Source organism: Embleya sp. NPDC050154, assembly GCF_044460165.1.
Classification (GTDB): Bacteria; Actinomycetota; Actinomycetes; order Streptomycetales; family Streptomycetaceae; genus Embleya.
In genome coordinates this window covers 215,962-234,205 of sequence record NZ_JBITJP010000018.1, presented here as the reverse complement: position 1 = coordinate 234,205, position 18,244 = coordinate 215,962, and the positions used below count along the sequence as shown (strand labels likewise).

Here is an 18,244-nt window from a genome sequence, read left to right as displayed (position 1 = left end):
GGGGTGTGGGGTCGTTCGCGGTCGAGGTGACCGCGACCGATGCGGCCGGCGCGAAAGCCACCGCAGCGTTCCCCTGGAATGTCACCTGGTTCTGAACCACAGTCGAAGCGCACAGTGCGAGCACAGCTCCGGCCGGATGGGTCGGCGTGTCGCTCGGGGCAGCCGCCCCGGGCGCCGCGCCGGCCCGTCCGGCCGCCCCGGGAACCGAGGTTCAGCCAGCGTTTTCACCCACCCCGGCACCACGGCACACCCTGGAGGAACACCATGGTCGACAGCCACCGTGCGACACATCGAGCACGGGCCCGGACCCGAGCGCGCGATCGGGTCGAGCTCCCGATCGGGGGCGTGGATACCCCGTGACCCTTCAACAGCTGCGCTACCTGATCGCCGTCGCCGAACACGGCAGCATGACCGGTGCCGCACAGGAACTCTTCGTGGTCCAGCCCGCTTTGTCCCGATCGTTGCAGAGCCTGGAACGCGAGCTGAACGTGGTCCTGTTCACCCGGGTCGGTCGCGGCCTGGTGCCGACGGCCGCCGGTGTCCAGGTGGTCTCCCTCGCACGCAAGGTGCTCCGCGGCGTGCAGGCGATCAAGGACATCGTGCGGGTTGAGGAGCCCGCGCACGCGGACACGGTACACCTGGCCGCCACCGCGACGCTCGCCATCGAGTGCACCAGCGGCCTGCTGCCGGGCCTGGCCAAGTCGCACCCGGATCTGGACGTCGTGGTGGATCGGCAGGACAGCCGAGAGGCCCTGTTCGCCTCACTGCGGGCCGGCGACAGCGACATCGCGCTGGTGGATCTGCCCGCGCCCGGCGGCTTCGAGGTGCTGCCGCTGCGCTCGTACGAGGTGGTCCTGGTCTCGCCGAAGGGCACCCGCCTGCCGGATCCGGTCTCCTGGACGGATTTGGAGGGACTGCCGATGATCCTGCCGTCCCGCCGCAGCGGGCGGCGGGCCGACTTCGAGATGTTGTTCGCCACGGCCGGGGTGCGGCCCACGGTCGCGATGGAGACCGACGATCGCGGCGCGTGGATCCCGTGCGTGCTGGCCGGGCACGGCTCGGTGTTGTGGTACGCCGACCTGGCCCAGCCGTTCGCGTCCAGCGTCTCGGTGCGGTCGATGAGCCCGAGGCTGGTCAGGACGGTCGGCCTGGTGCGCGGGCGCGGCCCGATCAGCCGTGAGGTGCGCGCGCTGCTCGACTACAGCCGCCGTCAGGGCGTCCAGGAGATCGAGTACGTATGAGGAATCGGCGCCATGCCCGTCGGATGCGCCGTGCGTTCCGGGGCGTGTCGTCCACGGCCCGACGGGGGATCGAGGACACCCCCTACGCGACCCGAGTGCACGGGGATCCGACCGAGGCGCTGAGGACGCGAGGGGCCGGTTCGCCGGCGCGCGTGTAGGTGTCCACGAGGGCCCGGCGCACGGCCGCGAGCGCGGCGCCCGGTACCACCGCGATCGAGGGCCCGCCCGCACCCAGCGGGCGGGCCTCGACCGCTCCCGAGGCCAGTGCGGCCCGGCAGGCCGGGGACGCGGCGGCGGTTCGGTCCGGGGCCGCCCCGGCCGGCGGCGCGTCCTCGTCGGCCCGGCCGTCCGCCCACCGGGGCACCGTCAGCACGAACCGCAGGCCGAGCCGCTCGGGGTCGAACGGCAGGTGCTCCACCGTGCCCGCGTCGTCCTCGATCAGTGTGATGTGGCCCGGGCGGCCGAACAGCGCGACCTCGCCCAGTGGGGGGTCGGCGAGCCGGATCGGGGCCCGTCGACCGGTGCCGGCGCCCGGGTCGTGGAACGCCGTCTCGGCCAGCGCCGCCACGCAGGTCAGCGGGATCGAGGCGGACAGGCCGGTGTTGTCCGGCAGGTCGGTGTGCACGAGCAGGTCCAGCCCACCCGCGCCGGTGGTGCCCGCGAACACCGGGCGGGCCCAATCGGGGAGCGGGCCGACGCCGACGGCCGGGTCGATCGCGGCCGACTCCTGTGGCCGGTTGATCGAACCGACCCGGACCACCCCGTCGGCGCGCGGCGCGGCGGCGATCACGACCCGCCAGGACAGCGGCACGGCCGTGCCCGGCCCGGCCCGCGAGCCGGACAGGCGCAGCACGTACGGCGCGGACCAGACACCGGCCGGGGGGCGGCCGAACGCCTCCGCGAACACGAACGGCACCAGGCGCAGTACGGGCGCGGCGCCGCGCTCGGCGGGCAGCGCCGCGGCGGCGGACCGGATCGGCGTCGGGTCGGTCCCAGCGGCGACCGGTGTGCCGGTCCGCGGGTCGTTCCCGGGACCGACCCGCGGGCTCGTGCGGGGGAGTGGGCGCGGTCGTGGGCGGGTCATCCCGGGTCCTTTCGGGCGAGGAGACGGTAGGCGTTGCTTGCACCGTGGTCGCCGGCGGTCCGCGCGAGCAGGAAACCGACCGCGTCCAGCAGTACGGCCGCCACGAAGCACGGCACCGAGAGCACGACCAGCGTGGCCCGACGGGCCCGGCGCCACGGGGTCGGCCCGGCCGCGACCCAGGGCATCGTCGGATTCGGCCCGAGCGCGGTGAGCGCCTGGGACACCGCGCCGGTGAAGTCGTTGCCCTGGTGCGCCCGGCCGGTCTCGTGTGCGAGCACGGTGAACCCGCGTGCGTTGAGCGCGAGTTCGAGGTTGCGCCGGGGCATCAGGTGCTGGTGTTGGGGCTGGAACAGCGGCAGCCACAGGCCGCGCAGCAGCCGGCCGTACCAGCACCGCGGGTCGGGCAGTTCGATCAGCAGCCGACCGCCCGGCACCAGGACCTTCGCGGCGGCGTCCAGTTCGGCGAACGGATCGCGGGTGTGCTCCAGGTAGTGGTGCATGCTGACCACGTCGTAACCGCCGGCCAGATCGTCGGCCAGGTCGGGGAACTGGCCGCGATGACCGGCCCGGATCCAGCCGCGCCGCTCGGCCGCGGCGACCCCGTCGCCGAGGTCGAGTCCGTCGAAGGCGGTGTCCGGCAACATGCTTCGGCCGACCACGCACATGTGCGCGTGTCCGGTGCCCACGTCCAGCCACGCGCGCGGGGCGGTGTCCGCCGGCAGGTGTCGGCGCAACAACTCGGCACGGGCCCGGTAGGTGCGCGACATGGTGCCGAACAGCGCCTCGGCGCCCGGGCCGCCGAGGCCGTCGTAGAAGTCGCGGTAGTAGTACTCCAGACCGGCGAGGGACAACCGGGGGTTCTGGAACACGTGCGCGCAGTCCCGGCAGCGCTCCAGCGTGAACCGGCCGGGCTTGCCCTGGAGATGGTCGCCGATCCGGCGGTGCACCCCGAGCCGGTCCGAGCCGCACCACGGGCACGTCTCGCGGCGCTCCTCGAAGAACGCGTCCAGGCCGTGCGCGACGCTGCGCGCGTACTCCGGACGCAGCGCGGCGGGATCCATCGCGGGCGTTCGGGCCCGGTCCGGGCGGGGCCCGAGGACCGCACGCACCCAGCGCCATCCGGCCAGGAACGGCCGCAGCGCGGTGGCCCGACCCAGGTCGCGCGGGCGCACCGGCGAGTGGCCGGCGACCACCGCGTACGGTTGCGCCCACATGACCAGGAAGACCAGCGCGCCCCAGAACGGCGTGGTCACGCACGCCCCGGTGTAGGCGGCGGCCTCGCCCAGCCGGCCGATCAGGTTGGGCCACACCGGCACGCCCTCGGCGCGCAGTCGGCGCTTGCGCAGGGCCGGATCCGGCGGCGTCGCCGTCAGCTCGGGGGCGACCGCGTGGCCGGACTCCAGCGCGGCGAACGGACGCAGCCTGGCGGTGAGTTCGATCAGACCGGGCGGATCCAGGCCGACCAGGTCGGCGGCCGGGACGGCGGCCCGGCGCAGCACGTCGTCGTGCACCACGAGCAGGTGGCCCGCGCCGCGGCCGCGGGCGAGCGGGTCTCGGTGGGTCCGGTCCGGGTCCAACCGGCCGAGCAGGGTGAGCAGTTCGTCGGCGGGCAGGTCGCCGGGGACCAGGTCGAGCAGCAAGAGTCCGGCGTGCTCGGCGTGCCCGACGGCGGCGCGCACGGTGGATTCGTCCGGGTGCACCCCGAGCGCGGTCACGCACGTCCACCCGCCGACGGGTCGATCGACGGGCGGCGCGGGTGCTTCGGGTCCGACGGGCAGTACGGGCAGTGCGCGCAGTCGGCGGCGCAGTGTGCGGGTGCCGCCGGCCAGGCCGAGGCCGATCAACAGGGCGAGCCACGGGAACGGTCCGGCGACAGGGCTCAGCACAGCTTCTCCAGACGGTCGGCGGCGGCGTGGGCACCGCCCGCGGCGGCGAACGAGGCGCGTACCCGGTGGGCCCCCGCGCGCAGGTCGGGGCGGTCCAGCACGTCGGTGACGGCGGCGCGGATCTCCGGGACGTGTGCGCGGCCGAAGCGCACCCGGACCCCGGCGCCGGCGGCCACCACCTGGCGGGCCACGATCGGCTGGTCGTCCCGGATCGGCGCGAGCACCAGCGGCAGGCCGAACGCGAGCGCCTCGCACACGGTGTTGTGACCGCCGTGCGTGACCACCGCGTCCAGGTGCGGAAGCAGGTCGAGTTGGGGTACGAACTCGCGGATCAGGACGTGCTCGGCCGGTTCGCCGGCCAGGCGCTCGGGGGCGGCCAGGATCACCTGGAGCCGATCGGCGAGCGGTCGGGTGGCCGTGACCACGGCCGGGTAGAACCGGGCGCCCGCCTCGCGGTTGAGCGTGCCGAGCGAGACCAGCACCCGGTGCCGGCCCGGGTCGAGCCGGTCCCACGGGAAGTCCACCGCCGCCGGCCTGGGCCCGAACGCGGGTCCCACATAACAGTGATGGGCAGGGGCCGGCTCGGTCAGGCCGACCAGTTCCGGCGTGGAGAAGACCAGCACGAGGCGCGCGGAGAAGCGCGGATCGCAGTCCGCCGGCACGCCGGCCGCGATCGCGGCGCCGGCGATGCGGGTGCGAACCCAGTCGGCGACCTTGGGGAAGCCCAGCAGCGGCCGGGTGAACTCGGCCGACGTGGTCGCGGACGTGGCCCACGGCACGCCGGCCCGGACGGCGGCGAACGCGCCGGCGAAGGTTTGCTGGTCGGCCACCACGACGTCCGGGCGGTATGCCGTGACCGCCGCCGTGACCCCGGGCAACATCGCGTGCGCGAGTGGCACCAGAGTCTCCTCGACGAGGAAGCGCAGCGCGGCCACTCCGCGTAACCGCTGCCAGTTCGTGTGCAGCCGGGCGTAGCCGCCTGCCTGGTCCGGGGCATCGCCGGTGGCGAACAGCCGGGCCCCCACCGGAAGCAGGTCCAGGATCTCCGGCGGTCCGCACCACACCGCGTCGTGGCCGCGCTCGGCGAGCGCGGCGGCGACCGCGACGGTGGGGTTCACGTGCCCGGTGAACGGCGGGACCACGAACATGAATCTCATCGGCCGACCTCGGGCCGCGTCGTGGCCGGCTCGTGCCCGGGCAGCCAGTCGAGCAGCGCGCTCAGCACGGGCGCGGTCGCCTCGCGCAGCACGGTGTGCCCGACGCCGGGCAGCACGGTGAGTGTGCAGTCGGCCAGCAGCTCGGCCAACTCTTCAGCGGGTGGGCGGAGTTCGGAGAGTTCGCCGTACAGCGCCAGGACCGGGCAGGCGAGGTCGGCCAGTTCGCTCGGCGTCGGTGCGCGGAGCAGGGTGACGTCCTCGATCAGCGTGGTGCCGTTCAACAGCGCGTCGGCGCCGGCCCGAAGGCGGGCCACCTTGCGGGCGGGCCCGGTCGGCGGCCGCTCCGGGCCGCGATGCGACTCCAGGCCCAGGGCGGCCAGGTTGAGCGTGTTGGCCAACTCCTCGACCCAGCCGCCGGCGTACGGCTCGGCGCCGGCCGGGGTGTCCAGGCACTGCCCCTCCAGCAGCACCAGACTCGCGACCAGGTCCGGCCGGGTACGCGCGGCGTGCAGCGCGAGCAGGCCGCCGAAGCTGTTGCCGACCAGGTGCACCGGAGTCGCCAGGTCGCACGCCTTGAGCAGCGCGGCCAGGTCGGCGACCGCGGTGTCCGGGTCGTAGCCGGTCCTGGGCCGCTCGGTACGCCCGTGACCGCGCTGGTCGTAGAGCAGCACCTCGAACCCCGCGCGGGCGATCGGCGCGGCGAGCGTGTAGTAGAAGCTGGAGAGGTTGTCCAGGACCAGGCCGTGCAGGAAGACCACCGGAGTACGCGGAGCCGGTCGGTCGGCGGGGGCCCGGAGCCGTTGCACGTGAAACCGCAGCCCGTTCGCGTACACCTCGCTCACCGGGCACCGCCGACGGCCTCGGTGCGGGTGTGCGCGGCGATGAACTGGACGAGTCGACCCACGGTCATCGCCATGATCTCCTCGATCTCCAGGTCGGCGAGGAAGGCGATGAAGTCGACCCGGTCCCCGTAGCGCTCCTGGAGTCGCCCGGCGAGGGCGACGAACTCGATGCTCTCCAAAGCGAGATCGTCGTCGAACCCGCTCTCGGGGGTGATCTCGGCGGCGATCAGCAGCTCCTCGCCGACGATCTCGGCGAGCATCTCGGCGACCTCGGCCAGGATCCGGTCGGCGTGCGGGTCCGCGCTCATCGGCTGCTCCCATGTGAGGTGGTGGGGAATTCGTCGGGGTCGAGCGGCCGCGTGCTCGTCCACGCGACCACGTAGCGGTCGATCCGCGTGCCGTCGGGCGCCGGATCCTCGACGTCCCGGGTGCGCACGAGGTGTTCGGCGCCGCCGGGTGCGCGCGAAGCCACCGACACCTCGGCGTCGTGGGTGCCCACGGGCCGGGCCGAGGTCACCACCCGATCCGTCGGGCGGCCGGCCGGGCCGGTGCCGTCCGCCCGATCGGCCGCGTCCTTCGCACACCGAAAGCGCAGCGTCCACAACCGGTGCTGCTCGGGCCGGCCGCCCACGAGCGCGTCCAGCAGCCGGCGTTCGTCGTCGGTCGACGGCGCGCGCCCCGGCGCCGTGGAATCGGGCGACGAGTCGGGCGCCGGGTCGAGGAGTTCGATGGCGATGCCGGCCGCGTTGGCGCTCGCGACGGCCACACCCAGCCGATGGCTGTGCGCGAACGAGAGGTACGGCGAGACCGGCTCGCGGGCGCCGGGCGCCACCACCACGCGCGCCGGCGGCCGATCGGTGCCGGCGGGGGTGATCCGGACCTGCGCCGGATACAGCGGCCCGTGCCCGGACGCCCACAACCACTGTCGCACCGCGTCCTTGGCCGCGACCCGGCCGAGCAGCCAACTCCGGCGCTCCCTGGGTGGCTTGGCGGCGAATTCGGCCCGCTCGGCGGTGTCCAGGTAGCGACGGGTGACCAGTTCCTGCGCCGCGGGATCGGGCCAGCGGGTGCGCAGCAGACACCAGCCCTCGGGTTGTGGCTCGGCGATCCCGGTGGTGTGCGGGGTGAACTTCATCGGCCACACCCGCTCGTCGGCGGCGAATCGGCGGTAGATCCAGTCGCGTACCCGGATCCGGACCGCGCCGGTGGCCGGGTCGACCAGTTCGACGTCGCCGCGCACCGTGGTCGGCCCGATCTCCCGGATCCGCGCGGTGGCCAGCAACCTCGCGCCGGGCTCGGTGGGCGGCCCGTATCCGTCGATCGCGGCCACCGACATCGGGAACACCAGGCGATCGGTGCTCAGCCGCAACTGCATCCAGTGGCCCAGGAGTTGCCCGGCGGCGTCGAGCAGCGCACCGGGAGCGGGCAGCGCACGCAGGACGCCCCGGATGCCGTCGTCGGCGACGGTCAACACCTGCTCGACCCCGGCGAAGCCGGGGCCGTGGAACATCCAGCGATCCCGGTACAGATCCTCGGCGCGCACCGGTGCGGGGCCCTCGCCGGTGAGCGGGGTGCGGTCGGGAGCCGGGGCCGGCCGAGCGGCGTGCTCGTCGGCGAGAAGCACCTCGGTGGACATGTACCGGCCGAACTCGATCCGGACCCGGTCCTCGGCCAGGGGTGTGCGGATCAGTTCGGTGTCGGTGGCCGGGGCGACCGGCAACCAGCGCAGGGACCGTACGTCCCGATACCCGACGACCACCCGCCCCGGCCCGGCCGCCGCGTGGGCCTGTTCGCCCGCGAGCCGGATCAGCGTGGTCATCGGCAGCACCGGGAAGCGGTCCGCCGCGTCCGGCCACCACTCGGGCTGCTCGTAGACGCAGTGGTCGCGGACATAGGGGTGTTCGGCCAGGGAGAACCGGTACGCGCGGCGCTCCGAAGCCCCGGTCGGCGCCGGCGGGGAGGCGGCCGAGGGGGGAAGGGCCAAGTCGGCGACCTCGGTCAGCGAGCGGTCCGCCTCGGCCAGCGCCGCGTGGAAGGCCGCCAGGACGGGATGCCCGCCGACCACCGGGGCGGGGCGGTGCCCGCCCACGAACCGTAGCGGCCCGGCGGCCGAGCCCAGCGCGACCAGCGGCGACCCGAGGTCGAGCCGGACGATCGGCCCGACGGGCGCCGGAGCGGATACCGCAGGCGGCGCCGGCGCCGGGCCGGTCGGGGCCGCCGGGTCGATCGCCGCACCCTCCACCCACAGCGCCGCCGCCGCCCGCCGGAATCCCGCCAGGCCCGGCCGCAGCGTCGAGTGCGCCGCGACGGCCAGCGCGTCGCGCCCGCGCAGCGTGTCGTGCACGAACCCGACCAGGCTGCCCGCGCCCGGCTGGACGAACACCCTTACCCCGTGCGCGTACAGGGCCTCGACCGACTCCCGGAACCGGACCGGTTCGAGGAGGTGGCGGACGGTCAACTCGCGGACCGCGGCGGCGTCCCGAGGGTAGGGGCCGACGGCGGTCGCCGACCACACCGGCACGCGCGGCGCCCGCAGCGGGAGTCGCTCGAACGCGGCGGTCACCTGCCCGAGGTAGGGCGCCCACATCGGCGTGTGGAAGCCGGAGCGGAACGGCAGTTCGCCGCCCACGACGCCGGCGCCGCGCAATTGGCCCAGCACCTCGGCGACCGCGTCGGGCGGGCCGCACAGCACGCTCTGGTTCGGGCAGTTGTCGTGCGAGACGACCACCGGACCGGCGCCGACCCGCCGCCGCGCGAGGTCCGCCCCGCAGCCCACCGCCGCGTAGACCAGGTCCGGCACGGCCAACGAGTCCGGGCGCAGCGAGCCGAGGAAGCCGTCCACCGCGGCGCGCGGGTACATCCCGGCGACGACCATCGCGGTCCACTCGCCCATGCTGTGCCCGGCCAGCAGATCCGGGACCAGGCCCGCCCGTTCCAACTCGGCGGCCAGGAAGCGACCGGCGGTCAACGCGTCCACGGCCCGCCCGACCAGATCCTCGGCACCGGTCAACTCGGGCCGGGGCAGGCCGCACGCGTCGGCCAGGTCGTCCAGGCGCGGCGAGGTCTCGGGTTCCAGACCGGGGAACAGGAACGCGACCCGACCCGGCGTCGGCGCGTACGGGCCCAGCAGCGGGCGCGGGGTGAACCAGATCTCGGCCCGGCCGCGCCACGGCACGCCGCGGTCGAGGACGCGGGCGGCCAGCGCGAGGCGCTTGGGGGTCGGGTCGGCGATCGCGATTCGGCACGGTCCCGCCCGCCCGGTGGGGGCCGGCCGTCCGGCGGTGACCTCGGCCAGCAGCCGGGCCAGCTCGGACACCGAGTCGGCCGCCAGGGTCAGGACGTCGGGCACGGCCGGCCGACCCGGTCCGGTGGGCAGCGCGACCGCCCGGCCCGCGGGCGGCTGTTCCAGCACGGCGTGCGCGTTGACGCCGCCGAAGCCGAACGCGTCGACCGCCGCCAGTCGGCTTCCGCGCGGGTTGACCGGCCACTCCCGGGCCTGCCGTTGAGGCCGCATCCGGGTGCCGGCGAAGGCCGGATGCGGATCCTCGACGTGCAACGTCGGCGGCAGGGTCCGGTGATGCAGCGCGAGCGCGGCCTTGATCAGACCGGCCATCCCGGAGGCCTGCATCGCGTGGCCGATGTTGGACTTGACCGTGCCCAGCGCGACATCGGCCGGGCCGTCGCCCGCGCGCGGTCCGAAGACCTTGCCCAGCGTGGTCAGTTCGGCCTCGTCGCCGACCCGGGTGCCGGTACCGTGCGCCTCGACCAGGCCGAGCAGGCCCGGTGTGGTGGGATCGAGCCCGGCCACCCGCCAGGCCTGCTCCAGGGCCCGTACCTGCCCTTCGACCAGCGGACTCATCAGGCTCGCCGCGCGGCCGTCACTGGAGACGCCCACGCCGCGGACCACCGCGTACACCCGGTCGCCGTCGCGTTCGGCGTCGGCGAAGCGCTTGAGCAGCACCGCACCGGTGCCCTCGGAGATCAGCGTGCCGTCCGCCGCCCGGTCGAACGGCCGGATCCGCTCGCTCGCACTGAGCGCGCGCAACTGGGTGAACACACTCCACAACGTGGCGATGTGGCAATGGTGCACGGCGCCCGCGAGCACCGCGTCGCAGCGCCCGGAACGCAACTCTGCGGCGGCCTGGTCCAGCGCGAGCAGCGAGGTCGCGCAGGCCGCGTCCAACGTGTACGCGGGCCCGCCCAGGTCGAGCCGGTTGGCGATCCGGGACGCGGTGAAGCTGGGCACCAGGCCGATCGACGCGTCCGGCCGCTCCGGGCCGATCGCGTCCCGGAACGCCTCGCGAATCAGGGTCAGTCGGGCATGATCCAACTCCGGGGCCAACTCGCCCAACAGCGAGATCAGTTGGTGCGCGGTACGGACCCGTTGGTCGAGCCGGGCGGTGGCCACGCCCATGTAGCCGCCGCGGCCGAAGACCACGCCGATCCGGGAGCGGTCAGGCAGCCGCGCCTCGCCGCCCGCGTCCGCGATCGCCTCGGCGCCGGCGCGCAGCGCGAGCAACTGGTCGGGTTCGGCACCGGCGACGACCGCGGGCATGATGCCGAAGCGCACCGGATCGAACGTGGCCAGATCGTCCACGAAGCCGCCGCGTCGGCAGTAGAAGCGATCGCTGCGGGCGGGCTCGCCGGCCGTGCCCGGCGCGTAGTAGAGCGCCGGGTCCCAACGGTTTGGCGGCACGTCGGTGATCGCGTCGACGCCGGCCTCGATCAGCCGCCAAAAGCCGTCCGGGTCGGCCGCCCCGGGGAAGATCGCGCCGATCCCGACGATCGCCGCGTCGTCCGGCCGCGGGCCGGGTCCGCCGGTGTGGGCGCTCACCCGGACACCGGCCCGGCCACCGGGACGCACGCGTACACGGCCTGCCGGTCCGCGCCCAGCGCCAACTCGGCGAGCAGCGCGTGCACACCGTGCCCGGGATCGATCAGCGGGACGCCGCGCCGCGCGTATTCGCGGGCCAACTCCGGCGTCACCATGCCGCCGCCTTCGGCTGCCCACGGACCCCAGTCGATGGTCACCACCCGCTCCGCCACCGGCGCGAGCGTGTCGCCCGAGCCCGCCGACCAGTGCCGCGCCAGGGTCGCCAGCGCGTCGTTGGCGGCGGCGTAGTCGCTCTGACCCCGGTTGCCGTACACGCCCGCGACGCTGCCGAACATGGCCAGGAACGCCGGTGGCGCCAGGGTCGGCCGCAGCGCGCGCAGGGCCGCGACCAGGGCCCGCGCGCCGGTCACCTTCGTGCCGAACACGGCTCGGAAGGATTCCGGCGTCTTGTCCACCAGGAGCCGGTCGGCCAGCACGCCCGCGCCGTGCACGATCCCGTCCAGCCGACCGTGCCGCTCGGCGATCTCGGCCAGGACCCGGCGGACCGCGTCGGCGTCGGTGACATCCGCGACGTGCAGCCGTACCGAGGCCGCGTGTTCGGCCAACTCGGCCAGCGTCGCGCGGACCCGACGGCGATTGAGCACCCGGGTCAGCTCGGCCTCGATCCGGGCCGGCTCACGCACCCCGGACGCGATCAGCGCGGCCCGCAGCGCCGGCGCGTCGGTCGCGGCGGCGAGCGCGGCGGGCTCCGGTTCGCCGCCGTCGCCGGTCCGACCGAGCAACGCGATGTGACAACCGGTGGCCCGGGCCAGGCCCAGCGCCGCCCGGGCGGTGATTCCCCGGGCGCCGCCGGTCAGCAGCAGCACCGCGTCCGGACCCAGCCGCTCGCGCAGCAGCGCGTCCCGATCGGCGGAGGAGATCTCCGGCAGCGGCGCCGGCCGGGTGCGCAGGGTCGTCCGGCGGCCGTCGACCAGGCCGAGCAGCACCGGCGCCCCGGGCTCGGGCCGGTTCGTGGTGCGGGCCAGTTCGATCAGGAGACGGTGGGCGGGCCGGGCGGGTTCCTCCTTGGGATCCACGTCCAGGACGCGCACCACGCGGTCCGGGTATTCGAGCGCGGCGGAGCGGGCGAACCCGGCCAGGCCCGCGCCCGGCACCGGGTCGGGTCCGGCGGCGGGCTCCGACGAGCGGCCGAAGTCGCCGCCGCCGGCGGTGCCGAGGAACACCTGCCGTACGCCGCCCACCAGCGCGGCCCGCAGCAGCGGGAAGGCGTCCGGGAGGACCGGGTCCGGGCCGTCGCCGAGCGCGGCCAGGTGGACCAGCGTGTCGACGTCCGACCACGGGACGTGCGACCGCGCCGGGTCCGGGTGTTCGTCGGCGGGTTCGGCCCGATCCCGGGCGCGGACCTCGACCACGGCGCCGTGTGCCTCCAGCAGGTCGGCCAGCGCCCACGCGATCCCGCCGCCGTCCTCGACCAGGACCACCCGGCGACCGCGCAGCGCCTCGCCGGTCGGCGGGTCCGTCGATTCGCCGGGCGGCGGATCATCGATCGGCACGCACTCGACCAGGTGCCGGGTGGGGCGGTCACCGATCGGCGGCGAATCCTCGCGGGAGGACGCGGTGGGCTCGGCGACCTCGGCGGGCCGTGCCGCCTCGCCCGACTCGGAGCCCGCCTCCAGGACGCCGGACACGATCGCGTCGATCGTCTTGACCTTGGCCAGCCGCTCGACCACGGCCTCGTCGACCGCGCCGACCGCACCCGGCAAGCGCAGCCGCAGGGCCAGTTCGCCGATGATCTCGGTGCGCTTGATCGAGTCGACGGACAGGTCCGCCTCCAGGTCCAGCGTCGGGTCGAGCATGTCCTTCGGGTAGCCCGTGCGGGTGCCCACGATGTCCAGCACCACGGCCAACACGTGCTCGCGCGTGATCGGTCCGGCCGGCGCCTCGGCCGGGAGAGCCGATCCCCCGGGCGCCGTTTCCCCGGGCGCCGCCTCCCCGGGAGTCGCCTCGGGGAGGCCCGACGGCACTCGCGCGGGAGCCGGCCACGCCACGGGAGCCGGCGACGGTGCCTCCGGCACGCCGCCCGGAACACCCAGGTAGCCGAGCAGCACCTCGCGCTGCGCGGCGACCGAGGCCCGGGCACCGGCCAGGTATTCGAGCAGCACCGCATCCCGCGCGGAGCCGGTCGGCTCGGCCGTGCCACCGGCCGCAGGCCCCAGGGGCAGCGCGGCCACCGGGGTCGCCGGGCGCAGCCCACCGGGCACCGGGCGACCGTCGGCGGTGCGCACCAGGTGGCCGTCCACGGTCCAGGCCGGGCGGGCACCCGGTTCGACGTCGATCGGCCGGATCCGGCCCGCCAGGCCGCCCGCGACCCGGACCGGCACGCCGGCCACCGCGAGTTCGGCGAGCGCGGTGAGCAGTCGGCGCAGGCCGTCCTCGCCGGGCACGTCGCAGGGCACGGCGGTGTGCGGCCGGTCGCCGAGGATCGCCCGCACCATGCCGGTCAGCGCCCTACCCGGCCCGACCTCGACGAAGATCCGCACACCCGCCCCGTACATCGCCTCGATCTGCTCGGCGAACCGCACCGGCTCGGCCACCTGACGGGCGATCAGCGCACGTACCCCGGCGGGCGTGTCCGGGTAGCGCGCGGCGGTGCTGTTGGACCACACCGGGATCCCGGGCGGGCGTACGTCCAGGTCCGCGAGGGCGGCCGTGAGGGTGTCGGCCGCCGCCGCGACCACGGGACTGTGGAACGCGCACGCCACGGGCAGGCGACGCGCGGACAGCCCGGCGCCGTCCAGCGCGGCGAGCGCCGCGGTCAGGGCTCGTTCGGAGCCGGAGACGACGGTCTGGGTCGGCGTATTGCGGTTGGCGAGCACGACGCCGTCGACGCCGGCCAACACCTCGGCCACGTGGTCCGCACCCGCCGACACCGCCGCCATCGCGCCGGGCTCGGGACCCGCGGCGGCCAGCACGGCCGCCGCCCGGATCTCGCCGAGCCGACCCAGATCGCGCGTGGACAACACGCCCGCCGACCACAGCGCGGCCACCTCGCCGTAGCTGTGCCCGGCCACCTGGTCCGGCCACACCCCGAACCGGTCGAGGAGCCGGGTCAGCGCGACCGCCGCCGCCCCGAGCGCGGGCTGCGCGTGCCGGGTGTCGGTGATCCGGGCGACCTGCTCGGCGCGCGTCGCGGCGTCGAACGCGGCGGGCGGGAACATCGCCCGTACACACTCCGGCGAGATGTCCCGCAGGCCGTCACACAGTTCGGGAAACCGGGCGAACAGGTCGGCGAGCATTCCGGGCCGCTGGCTGCCCTGCCCGGGATACAGGAACGCCACCCGCCCGGCCGGACCGGCGTCGGCCCCGGTCTCGACCCTTGCCCCGGTCCCGACCCCGGCCCCGACTCCGGTGCCGCTCCTGTTCTCGCTCACCGTCCGGTGGAAGATCTCGCCGCCGGGATCGACCGCGCCCGCCCGGGCCAGGGTGAGCTTGACCCGCAGATCGGCGTGATCGGTCGCGACGAAGGCGATCCACACCGGGTCCGGGCCACCGGATCCGACGTCGGTCCCGGTCCCGGCGTCGAGCTCGGTTCCGGACTCGCCGCCGACACCCACCCCGACGCCGACCCCCGCGTCGGCGTCGGCTTCCGCGAGCGCCGCCAGCCCGCGCAGCGGCACCTCCTGCGCCGCGTCCAGCCGAGTCGTCAACCGGTCGAGCGCCGCGTGCGCCGCCGCGAGATCCGCGCCCCGGAAGCAGAACAGCTCGGCGGGCCACGCGGCGTCCGCGCCGCCCGCCCCGGCCTCGCCGGATCGCGGCGAACCGGCGAGCACCGCGTGGAAGTTGGTCCCGCCGAAGCCGAACGCGCTGACCCCGGCGACGCGTTCGCCGACCGGCGTGTGCCACGGACGGGCCCGGTCGTCGAACACGAACGGGCTCGGGTGCGGCGGTCGACGCAGGTGCAGGGTCGGCGGGAGGACCCCGAAGTGCACCGCCAGCGCGGCCTTGGCCAGTCCGGCCAGGCCGGCCGCGCACTTGGTATGCCCGATCTGGGACTTCACCGAGCCCACCGCGCAGGCCCCGGGGGTCGCGCCGTTTTCGGCGAACACCTGGGTGAGCGTGTCCAGTTCGGCGTGGTCGCCGACCACGGTGCCGGTGCCGTGCGCCTCGACCAGGCCGACCTCGGCCGGTGAGACGCCGGCCGCCCGATACGCGCGTTCCAGCGCCCGCCGCTGGCCCTCGGGACGCGGCGCGGTCAGCCCGAGCGAGCGGCCGTCGCTGGACCCCCCGACGCCCTTGACCACCGCGTACACCCGATCCCCGTCGCGTTCGGCGTCGGCGAGCCGCTTGAGCAGCACGCACACCGCACCCTCGCCCAGCGCGATCCCGTCCGCGTCGGCGTCGAAGGTCGCACACCGTCCGGACGGTGAGAGGGCTCGCACCGAGGAGAACATCAGGAAGTCGTTGATCCCGTTGTGGGTGTCCACGCCACCGCACAACACCAGGTCGCTCGACCCGGTGTTCAGCTCCTTGCAGGCCAGATCCAGCGCCGCCAACGAGGCAGCGCACGCGGCGTCCACGGTGTAGTTGACGCCGCCCAGGTCGAGCCGATTGGCGATCCGACCGGCGATCACGTTGGCCAGGACACCGGGGAAGGAGTCCTCCGTGGGGGAGGGCAGCTGTCGATCCAGGTCCTCGGGCAAATCGCCGAACCAGCCCGGGAACAGCGCGCGGAAGCCGTACGCGCCGGCCAGGTCGGTACCCGCCTCGGCGCCGAAGATCACCGATGTGCGCTCGCGCGCGAAGGTCCGCCCCGGTCCGTATCCGGCGTCCGCCAGCGCCCCCGACGCGACGTGCAGCGCGAGCAGTTGGGCCGGTTCGATCGAGGCCAGCGAGGCGGGCGGGATGCCGTACCCGGTCGCGTCGAACCCGATCGCGGGCACGAATCCACCCCACTTGGACGGGGTCCGCCCGGCCGGGACCGCTCCGGGGCCGGCGCCCTTGACCGAACCACGCGCGGTCGCGCCCGGCTCGGAGCTCGGCGCGAAGTAGCGCTCCACGTCCCAGCGTTCGCGCGGCACCTCGGTCACCGCGTCGACGCCGGCCAGGATGTTGCGCCAGTAGCTCGCCAGGTCCGGGGCACCCGGGAGCACACAGGCCATGCCCACGATCGCGACATCCTGCGGTCGGGGCGCGGCCGATCGCGGCGACCCGCCCAGCTCGCGCACCCGGCGGGCCAGCCACGCGGCCGATCCGGTGGTGATCTCGTGGTGCAGCGTGGCGACGTCGGTCGGCGCCGATCGCAGCACCGCGGCCTGGCCCAGCATGAACATCCCGTCCCGACGCTGCACCTCCGCGTCCACCGCGACCAACTCGCCCGCCTCGCGCCGCAGACCCTTGCTGGCGATCCGCAAGCGGCCCAGGTTGAGCTGCTCCAACTCGGCCCAGACCTGCCGGGGCGGCACGCCACGCGCCTCCAACTCACGCCGACTGTCCTCGAACGCGGTCACGAACGGCGTGCCGGCGCAGCGGGTCGCGTGCCCGGGCGCGGTCCGCACCAGCGCGGTCGACGCGCACTCGATCGCCGCGGCCTGGAAACCGGGCAGGATCGCGCCACCTTCCACCGCCTCGCGGGTGAACAGGTACGCGGTGCCCATCAGCACGCCGACCGAGGCGCCCAGCTCGACCAGCGGGGCCGCCGCCGCGGCGACCATCGCGGCCGAACGCGCGTCGTGGATCCCGCCCGCGAACAGCACGTCCAACCCGGCCGCGCCGCCGTGCCGTTCGGCGTACGACAACAACTCGTCCAGTTGCGCCTCCCACAACGGGAAGCTCGCGCGCGGCCCGACGTGCCCGCCGCACTCGGTGCCCTCGAAGACGAAGCGCCGGGCACCCTCGCGCAGGAACTGCGCCGCCAGTCCGGGGGAGGGCACATGCAGATAGGTGCGGATCCCGGCGGCCTCCAGGGGCGCGGCCTGCCCCGGGCGACCACCCGCGATCAACGCGTACGGCGGCCGGGCGGCGAGCACCGCGGCGAGCTGTTCGTCGCGCAGTGCCGGCGGGGCGAATCCGAGTAGGCCCGCGCCCCACGGCAGGTCGCCGAGGGCCTCGGCGGTCTCGGTGAGCAGCGCGCCCACCTCCGGGCCGCGCAGCAGGGACAGCGCCAGGAAGGGCAACCCGCCCGCCCGGGCGACCGAGTGCGCGAACGCGGCCCGATCGCTGACCCGGGTCATCGGCCCCTGTACCGGCCTGGGACCCACACCGCGCCGGGCGGCCGAGGCCACGTGGTCCACGATCGCCTCGCGCACCGCGTGCAGCACCCGGCCGGCCGTGCCGTAGCGGTCGGCGAGCCGGCCCGCCAACGCGCCGTCCTGGCCGACCGGGAGCAACTCCCGGCGCAGTCCGCCCGCGCCCGACACGGCGGCCGGATCGCCCTCCGGTCCGGCCAGCCGCGAGATCGGCAGGTCCGGACGCCGATATACCCGGTGGCCCCGGATCACCACGGTCTCGCTGCCGTCCATCGCGCGCACCGCCGCCGCGACGTCGGCGGGCACCGTACTCTCGGCCACCAGGGCCAGTTGGGTGTCGAGCAGCACCCCGGCGGCCCCGCCCGCGACCGCCGCCGCGGCGGTGTGCGGGCCGATGCCACCGGCCGCCCACACCGGGACCGACACCCGCTCGTCCGCGAGCAACTGCTGGAGCAGTACGAACGTGGTCAGCTCGCCGCACCGTCCACCGCTCTCGGCGCCGCGCGCGATCACCCCCTCGGCCCCGGCCGCGACCGCCGCGTGGGCCTGGTCGGCCGAGGTGACCTCGACCAGGACCCGCCGCCCCGGCCCGACGGTCGCGGGCGCCCACGGCGCATCGGGCGCCAGCAGCACGACGTGCACGTGCGCGGGTAGTTCACGCGGTTCCAGCGGACAGCCCACCGGTACCCGGACCCCGAAGGACGGGACCGCCGACGCTTCGGCCAACTCGCCGAGCGCCGCGTCGCGATCGCGGCCGAGGTCGAGCACCCCGAGCGCGCCGGCCCGGTGCGCGGCGATCACGAGTCGGGCGTTGGGACGACCAAAGGGGCTCACTGCGAGGACCTGATCGCGACGTGGGGACTGCGACGTCATGGGGGCGTGCCTCCGTTCGGAAACCGTGCGGCAGGATGAACGGTGCGGTGGAGAGAACACGCGAACCCGGCTCCGGGCACGG

At 75.4% G+C, this 18,244-nt stretch carries 8 protein-coding genes; 1 reads left to right on the top strand and 7 read right to left on the bottom strand.

Annotated features, from left to right (window positions below):
- Window positions 1-356: 356 nt before the first annotated feature.
- Window positions 357-1,241 carry a LysR substrate-binding domain-containing protein gene (locus ACIBSV_RS33015; RefSeq protein ID WP_395869590.1) on the top strand — a complete coding sequence of 295 codons (885 nt, stop codon included), beginning with the start codon at window positions 357-359 and terminating at the stop codon, window positions 1,239-1,241.
- A gap of 82 nt (window positions 1,242-1,323) precedes the next feature.
- On the opposite strand, the gene ACIBSV_RS33010 is transcribed toward ACIBSV_RS33015, so the two are convergent.
- The 7 genes from ACIBSV_RS33010 to ACIBSV_RS32980 are packed head-to-tail and all read right to left on the bottom strand — an operon-like array spanning window position 1,324 to window position 18,123.
- Window positions 1,324-2,325: a hypothetical protein gene (locus ACIBSV_RS33010; protein ID WP_395869588.1), complete on the bottom strand. Its 1,002-nt coding sequence runs from the start codon at window positions 2,323-2,325 to the stop codon at window positions 1,324-1,326.
- The gene (locus ACIBSV_RS33005; RefSeq protein WP_395869586.1) at window positions 2,322-4,211 is read right to left on the bottom strand and encodes a methyltransferase domain-containing protein; all 1,890 of its coding nucleotides are present in this window, start codon (window positions 4,209-4,211) and stop codon (window positions 2,322-2,324) included. Before ACIBSV_RS33005 ends, ACIBSV_RS33010 begins: the two co-directional genes overlap by 4 nt.
- Complete coding sequence (locus ACIBSV_RS33000; protein ID WP_395869584.1) at window positions 4,205-5,368, bottom strand: glycosyltransferase; 1,164 nt, start codon at window positions 5,366-5,368, stop codon at window positions 4,205-4,207. The genes ACIBSV_RS33005 and ACIBSV_RS33000 overlap by 7 nt, the downstream gene beginning before the upstream one ends.
- Window positions 5,365-6,210 (bottom strand): alpha/beta fold hydrolase, encoded by an 846-nt coding sequence (locus ACIBSV_RS32995; protein WP_395869582.1) that lies wholly within the window; start codon window positions 6,208-6,210, stop codon window positions 5,365-5,367. Before ACIBSV_RS32995 ends, ACIBSV_RS33000 begins: the two co-directional genes overlap by 4 nt.
- Window positions 6,207-6,518, bottom strand: a complete 312-nt coding sequence (locus ACIBSV_RS32990; RefSeq protein WP_395869580.1) for an acyl carrier protein — start codon at window positions 6,516-6,518, stop codon at window positions 6,207-6,209. The genes ACIBSV_RS32995 and ACIBSV_RS32990 overlap by 4 nt, the downstream gene beginning before the upstream one ends.
- Window positions 6,515-11,044, bottom strand: a complete 4,530-nt coding sequence (locus ACIBSV_RS32985; protein WP_395869578.1) for a beta-ketoacyl synthase N-terminal-like domain-containing protein — start codon at window positions 11,042-11,044, stop codon at window positions 6,515-6,517. Before ACIBSV_RS32985 ends, ACIBSV_RS32990 begins: the two co-directional genes overlap by 4 nt.
- Complete coding sequence (locus tag ACIBSV_RS32980; RefSeq protein WP_395869576.1) at window positions 11,041-18,123, bottom strand: SDR family NAD(P)-dependent oxidoreductase; 7,083 nt, start codon at window positions 18,121-18,123, stop codon at window positions 11,041-11,043. Before ACIBSV_RS32980 ends, ACIBSV_RS32985 begins: the two co-directional genes overlap by 4 nt.
- Between the last annotated feature and the right edge of the window lie 121 nt (window positions 18,124-18,244).